6 protein-coding genes are annotated in these 6,890 nt (G+C 63.7%); 1 reads left to right on the top strand and 5 read right to left on the bottom strand.

Features of this window, described 5'->3' with window-relative positions:
- Window positions 1–211: 211 nt before the first annotated feature.
- Window positions 212–952: a GntR family transcriptional regulator gene (locus VGH68_RS05380; protein WP_331602487.1), complete on the top strand. Its 741-nt coding sequence runs from the start codon at window positions 212–214 to the stop codon at window positions 950–952.
- 382 nt (window positions 953–1,334) lie between these two features.
- On the opposite strand, the gene VGH68_RS05375 is transcribed toward VGH68_RS05380, so the two are convergent.
- The 5 genes from VGH68_RS05375 to VGH68_RS05355 form a co-directional block, all read right to left on the bottom strand.
- Window positions 1,335–2,663: an MFS transporter gene (locus VGH68_RS05375; protein ID WP_331602486.1), complete on the bottom strand. Its 1,329-nt coding sequence runs from the start codon at window positions 2,661–2,663 to the stop codon at window positions 1,335–1,337.
- Window positions 2,664–2,748: 85 nt separating this feature from the next.
- Entirely contained in the window at window positions 2,749–3,714 is a 966-nt protein-coding gene (locus tag VGH68_RS05370; RefSeq protein WP_331602485.1) for a hydroxymethylglutaryl-CoA lyase, read from the bottom strand.
- Entirely contained in the window at window positions 3,711–4,904 is a 1,194-nt protein-coding gene (locus tag VGH68_RS05365; protein ID WP_331602484.1) for a CaiB/BaiF CoA-transferase family protein, read from the bottom strand. Before VGH68_RS05365 ends, VGH68_RS05370 begins: the two co-directional genes overlap by 4 nt.
- A gap of 195 nt (window positions 4,905–5,099) precedes the next feature.
- Window positions 5,100–6,062 carry a LysR family transcriptional regulator gene (locus VGH68_RS05360; RefSeq protein WP_331602483.1) on the bottom strand — a complete coding sequence of 321 codons (963 nt, stop codon included), beginning with the start codon at window positions 6,060–6,062 and terminating at the stop codon, window positions 5,100–5,102.
- Between the two features lie 104 nt (window positions 6,063–6,166).
- The gene (locus VGH68_RS05355; protein WP_331602482.1) at window positions 6,167–6,805 is read right to left on the bottom strand and encodes an HD domain-containing protein; all 639 of its coding nucleotides are present in this window, start codon (window positions 6,803–6,805) and stop codon (window positions 6,167–6,169) included.
- Between the last annotated feature and the right edge of the window lie 85 nt (window positions 6,806–6,890).

Here is a 6,890-nt window from a genome sequence, read left to right as displayed (position 1 = left end):
AAGTGACGGCCAGCGGGATGGAAATCTAGCTTGAGCATGGGGCTCCTCCGTTTGAATTTTGCATTCAAAAAACTATAGCAGACGGACTTCGTCGCGCCCAAGCTGAAATTGACATGTCCGAGACCGGTGTTTACCCGCGTCTGCTCGGCCGTTAACTAATCGCTAGCCTTCCGATAAAATCGCAAATCATGTGTAGTCGAGGCCTCTTTGTATGCAAAATCTGGATTTCAATGGCGGAATCGGTGCTTCCGCCCCGCTGATGCCGAAGGTCGAGCGTCAGCGCCTGCACGACACGGTGGTGGAGCACATTCGCCGCTTTATCGTCGAAGGGGTGCTGCCGCCGGGCAAGAAACTCAACGAGCGCGAGTTGTGCGAAACGCTCGGCATTTCGCGGACGCCGTTGCGCGAGGCGCTGAAGGTGCTGGCCGCTGAAGGCCTAATCGAGATTTCGCCGAATCGGGGCGCGTCGGTATCGAAGATGTCGGAAGCGGAGATGCGCGAGACCTTCGAACTGATGAGTGGGCTCGAGGCGTTTTCCGGCGAGCTCGCGGCCGAACGGATCACCGCGGCCGAACTCGCCGACATCAAGGCGCTCCATTACGCGATGCTCGCGTGCCGCGCGCAGAACGATCTGCCGGGCTACTACAGCCGTAATCAGGCGATCCACGACAAGATCAACGAAGCCGCGAGAAATTCGGCGCTGCGGCAGATGTATATATCGGTGAACCGGCGCCTGCAGGCGCTGCGGTTTCGTTCGAACTATCAGACGCCGAAGTGGGACCGCGCGGTTCACGATCACGATGAAATGCTGAAGGCGCTCGAGGCTCGCGACGGTAAGCGGCTCGGCGCGATTCTCAGGCAGCATCTGCTGGACAAGCGCGATGCAGTGTTGCAGGTGCTAGCGGAGGAACAGGCAGTGGTGAGCGCTGCCGGTTCCGAGCTGAAGGCTTGACGCTCGCGACAGGTGTCCAACACACCGCTGAGTTGAAAGCCTGGCCGAAAAACTTGTCCACCTAAATTGTTCGCAAGCCTGTGGACAACGTTCTGATAGGCTGACTAAGTACTTGATGCGCAGACTTTAATGTCGCGCGGCGCAAGCGTAGGCATGGTGCGTCGATGATGCGCAAGCGTCCGCTCAGCGGCCACGCCGTATCGGGCGCGGCGCATCCCGCGGCGAGTTGTCCACATAATTTGGGAACAAGCTTGTGGACAACCTGCGCATAGGCCCGCCAACTGATTGATGCGACAGGCCTATCTTGCACGGATGCAGTAGCGGGCAGCGGCGCGGCGCGCGCGGCCATTGCCGGCAATGCGGCCGCCGCGGCACCTCGTCTTTACTGCGCCGTCTCTTTGCTGCGCAGCGACTCCGGGAACCCATACAGCACGATCAACGCGCACACCACGCTCATCGCGCCGATCACATACAACGCCGGTGTCGTGCTGCCGGTCAGGTCCATCACGCGACCCACCATGATCGGGCTCACGATCCCGCCAAGCTGCCCGAGCGTATTGATCAACGCGATCCCGCCAGCGGCCCCGGCGCCGGTAAGCAGCTTCGGCGGCAGCGCCCAGAACGCCGGAATCGACGCCACCACGCCAGCGCCCATCACTGCGAGTGCCACCACCAGCAACGTGGTCTGCTTGTCGAAGAAGCCCGCCGCGAAAAAGCCGATGGCCGACATCAACAGCAGGCCGAACACGAACTTGCGACGTTCGCCGCTCGCGTCCGACAGACGCCCAACGACCACCATGCAGATTGCGCCGCACACATAAGGCACCGCAGTCAGCAAGCCGACCACTGTCGGATTCTTCGTGCCTGCTACGTGAATCAGATGCGGCGCCCAGAAATTCAAGCCATACGACGCGACCTGGATCAGGAAGTACACGACACACAGCGTCAGAAAGCCCGGTGTCTTCAGCGCGCCGGTCAGCGAATGACCGCTGGCCGGCTGACGGCTTTGCTGCGCGATCTGCGACGCGAGCACTGTCTTTTCCGTCGCCGACAGCCAGCCTGCGTCTTCGATACGATCCTTCAACAGTTTCAGCACCAGGACGCCCAGCACGATGCACGGCAGACCGCCGAGCAGGAACAGCCAGTGCCAGCCCGGCATGCCAAGCGCGCCGTCCAGATGGCCGATCACGAGTCCGGCAAGCGGCGCGCCGACCAGCCCCGAAAACGCCGACGCGAGGAACAGCATCGATGTGATGCGTCCACGGTAAGCGGTCGGGAACCACAGCGTCAGGTAGTACAGCACGCCAGGCGCGAAGCCCGCTTCCATCGCACCAATGACGAAGCGCAGTCCGTAGAACTGCCATTCGTTGCTGACGAACACCATCGCTGCGGTTGCAAGGCCCCATGAAATCATGATCCGCGCAATCCAGCGACGCGCGCCGACCTTGTACAACAGCAAATTGCTTGGCACCTCGAACAGCACATAGCCGATCACGAACAGACTCGCGCCGAGGCCGTACGCGGTATCGGACAGGCCAAGACTGCTCTGCAACTGGAACTTCGCGAAGCTGATATTGATGCGATCGAAGAACGCGAACAGATAGCAGATCATGATGAGCGGCATGAGCCGCCATGCAACTTTACGGATGATGGCCGCGATACCGTCCGTGTCTTGCTCGCGGCTGCCCGTCACTACGCCTAGATCACTCATGCTTGTCTCCAATGCCGGATTCGGCGGGGCCGTCCGGTCGTTTGATCGGTTGTTGGTGGTTGCTTGTCCTGTCCAGCGGATCAGGTCAGATCTGCAAGACGTATTCAGGTACCGGATGCAGGTCGCGGTTGCGGCCCGCTTTGGCGAGTTGCCCCGGCACGTCATGGCCGAGCAGCGCCGGCAATCCGCGCGACAGCACGAGCAGCTTGTCGAGATCGATCCCGGTCCGGATACCCATTTCGTCGCACATATTGACCAGGTCTTCCGTGCAGATGTTGCCGGACGCACCTGGTGCGAACGGGCAGCCGCCCAGACCGCCTAGCGCCGCGTCGAAACGCCGCGCGCCGACTTCATAGGCCGCCAGCACGTTGGCGAGTCCGAGGCCGCGCGTGTTGTGAAAGTGCAGCGTGAGGGCGGATGCCGGTATCCGTTGGAGCACCCGCGCGACCAGCCGCGCGACCTGGCGCGGGTTCGCCATGCCAGTCGTGTCGGCAAGCGTGATGCCTTCAACGCCCATCTCGCGGTACGTATCCACAATGGCGATCACGCGGTCTTCGTCGATGCGGCCTTCGAATGGGCAGCCGAACGCGGTCGCCACCGTCGCATTGAGCAGGACGAGCGAGCCCTGCACGTGACGCACGATGTCGGCGAACGCGGCGAGCGACGACTCGCAGCTCATGCGCATGTTCGCGCGGTTGTGGGTCTGGCTCGCGGACATCACGAGGTTCAGTTCGTTGGCCCCTGCCGACACCGCGCGCTCGGCACCCTTCAGGTTCGGCACCAGCGCAACGTAGATCACGCCCGGATGGCGCTCGATCTGCTGGAACACGGCCTCGCCGTCGCGCAGGGCCGGAATCGCTTTCGGCGACACGAACGAGCCGCTTTCGATGCGAGTGAATCCGCAGGTCGACAGTGCGTCGATCAGCGCGACCTTGTCGGGTGTATCGACCCACGTGGGCTCGATCTGCAGGCCGTCGCGCGGCGCGACTTCCTGCACGATCAGTTTGTCGGACGATGCTGCGTCGGCCGAGAAGAAAGTGGTGGTGCTCATTGCACGGCTCCTCGCTGACGCAGCCGCTCAATGTCGTCAGCGGCGAAGCCGAGTTCACCGAGCACGCTGCCGGTATGTTCACCAAGCGCCGGACCTTGCCAGCGTACTTCGCCCGGCGTGTCCAACAGCTTCGGCACGATGCCCGGCATCGTCACGGACGCACCGCCTGGCAGTTGCGCCGGCAGCAGCATCGCACGCGCCTGATAGTGCGGATCGGCGACGATATCGGCCACCGAATAGATGCGTCCGGCCGGCACGTCGGCGCGTTCGAGCGCGGCCAGCACCTCGCCGGTCGAGTGATGCGACGTCCATGCGGTGATCGCCTGATCGAGCATCGCCACCTGCTTCACGCGGCCGTCGTTATATGCGAGCGCGGGATCGTCGGCCAGATCGGAGCGGCCGATCAGATGCATCAGGCGCTTGAAAATCGGATCGCTGTTGCCCGCGATCACCACATAACCATCGTCTTTGGTGCGATACGTGTTCGATGGCGCGATGCCAGGCAGCGCGCCGCCGCTGCGCTCGCGCACGTGACCGAGCAGGTCGTATTCCGGTACGAGGCTTTCCATCAGATTGAACACGCTCTCGACCAGCGACACGTCGACCACCTGGCCTTCGCCCTGCCCCGTCTTCACGCGCAGCAGCGACATCAGCGCACCGATCACCCCGTGCAGCGACGCGAGCGAATCGCCCAGACTCACGCCGACGCGCGCGGGCGCGCCATCGACTTCGCCTGTCGTATAACGGATGCCGCCCATCGCTTCGCCGATCGCGCCGAAGCCCGGCCGGTCGCGATATGGGCCGGACTGGCCGTAGCCCGAAATGCGCACCATCGTCAGCTTGGGGTTGATCGCGTGCAGCACGTCCCAGCCGAGACCGAGCTTTTCGAGCGCGCCGGGGCGCAGATTTTCGATCACGACGTCGGCATCGGCGGCAAGCCGTTTGACGATCTCGACGCCTTCCTCGGACTTCAGATTCACGCACACGGACTTCTTGTTGCGCGACTGCAGATACCACCACAGCGAGGTGCCCTCATGCAGCTTGCGCCATTTGCGAAGCGGGTCGCCGGTCACGGGCGCTTCGATCTTGATGACGTCGGCGCCGAATTCGGCCATGAGGCGCGCGGCGAACGGCGCGGCGATGAGGGTTCCGATCTCGACGACGCGGATGCCCTGTAGAGGTCCAGCCATGGTGCTGTCTCCGATGTGGTTTCGTATTGGGAGACAGCTTAGGAGGGGCGCGGCGCGGGCGTCCAACCGCAATTCGCCAACAAGCGTTCGCGGATCACGAACGGTCGTCGGCTACACGCAGAGCGCGAGCGTCCGGAGATGGCGCGGCATGCCGCGAAAGACGAACGCTTCGCAGCGGGCTACGGCCGGCGCTATTCAGGTGGCGGTGCTGCCGCTCGCGGCGATGCCCGCATCTCCTGACGCTTCGCGCGCCTCCACCGTGCGCAGATGGTCGAATAGCAGCCGGCTCACCGGCGAAAGCGCATCGACGTCGCGCACCACCAGCACGAGGCTGCGCTCGGCCCAGTCGTCCTCGAGCGGCGTGCCGACGAGGCCGAGCGGACGGCCCATCAGCTGATACACCTTGCGCGGCAGCACGCCCACACCCATGCCCGCCTGCACCATCCGGCAGACCGCGTCGAAGCCAGGCACGTGGATGCGCAGCCGCAGCGGCTTACCGGCCTGGCGCGCGGCCAGGTGCGTGCGCGCGTTGATCGAACTGGCCGAGTGCAAGCCGACATGATCGCCGTCGAGCGTTTCGGCGAACGCGATGCGCGTGCGCGCCGCAAGCGGATGATCGTCGCGCATCACGATCACCAGCGAATCGCGGCGGTAGTGCTCGACGTGCAGCTCGCGCGTGTCGGCTTCGCCGGAGCAGATGCCGAGGTCGGCAAGACTTTCGTCGACGCCCTTCACGACGCCGCCGCTCGGCCGCTCTTCCAGATCGATCTTCACGCGCTCATGCTGTGCCTGGAACCCGCGCAGATCTTCGGGCAGGAATTCGACGATCGCCGACAGATTCGCCATCATCCGCACATAGCCCAGCACTCCGCTCGCATGGCCGGCCAGCTCGATACCGATGTTCTCGATGTCGCGCAGCACGCGGCGCGCGTGATGGAGCAGCGTTTCGCCGGCCGGCGTCAGCGTCATGCCGCGCGCGTTGCGCTGGAACAGCGTCGCGCCGACCGCCTGTTCGAGTTCGAGCAGCCGCTTGCTCGCGGCTGACACGGCGATCGCCTCGCGTTCGGCTGCGCGCGTAAGCGTGCCTTCCTCGAAGACGGCGAGAAACAGCTGCAGCGTAGTAAGGTCGAGCTTGCGGAGAAGGTTTTTGATGACCATGGCGCGGCGCTGGTTGTCGGCGATGCGCATATTGTGACGCGAGATGCGCGAACCGGGTGGCGGGCGCCGCCTGTCGCTCGACCTTCCGCGCCCGCCCGGCCGTTTCAGTCCTTCCAGGACGAGCCGAGGATCATCGTGCAGAAGTTCTCCCGATGATAGTGCGGGTCCTTCAGCGCAAGCACGTCGGCCTTCACGTTGCCGAACGTCGTATGCGGCTTGTGGATCGTGCCGAGGGTAAACGCGTCGATGATGTTCTCCTTGAAGTGCGCGCCGCGCGGATGCGCGTGCACCACTTGCTCGCGCTGATGCTCGCTGAACTCGTCGTACGCGATGCCGAGCACGTCCATCTCTACGCCCGCCGTCACAAGCGCGATCACCGGCTTCATATGCTGCGGAATGCCGGGCGTCGTGTGCAGCGCGATCGAGGTCCATACCTGGTCGATATCGTCCTCGCCGATGCCATGACGGCTCAGAAAATCGCGCGCGGCATTCGCGCTGTCCACTTCGAAGCGATCATGGTCGGTGCTGTGCGGCGCGACGAGCCCCATGTCGTGGAACATCGCGCCGATGTAGAGCAGCTCGGGGTCGTACTTCAACTGCTTGCGCTGCCCTGCCAGCGAACCGAACAGGAACACGCGCCGCGAATGGTGATACAGCAGCTCGGTTTCGGTGTCGCGCACGAGCTGGGTCGCCTCGCGCGCCATCATGCTGTCGGGGATCTTGATGCCTGCGATCGTGGTCATGTCATGGACTCCTTGAACGTGCAAATGAATGGGACGCGCGGTGCAGCTTCCATGCGCGTTTTGATATGCTGGTTCAGTCCGCCCG

Origin of the sequence: Paraburkholderia sp. (assembly GCF_036488505.1) — a bacterium.
Taxonomy (GTDB): domain Bacteria; phylum Pseudomonadota; class Gammaproteobacteria; order Burkholderiales; family Burkholderiaceae; genus Paraburkholderia.
This window is presented reverse-complemented; position numbering and strand designations above follow the sequence as displayed.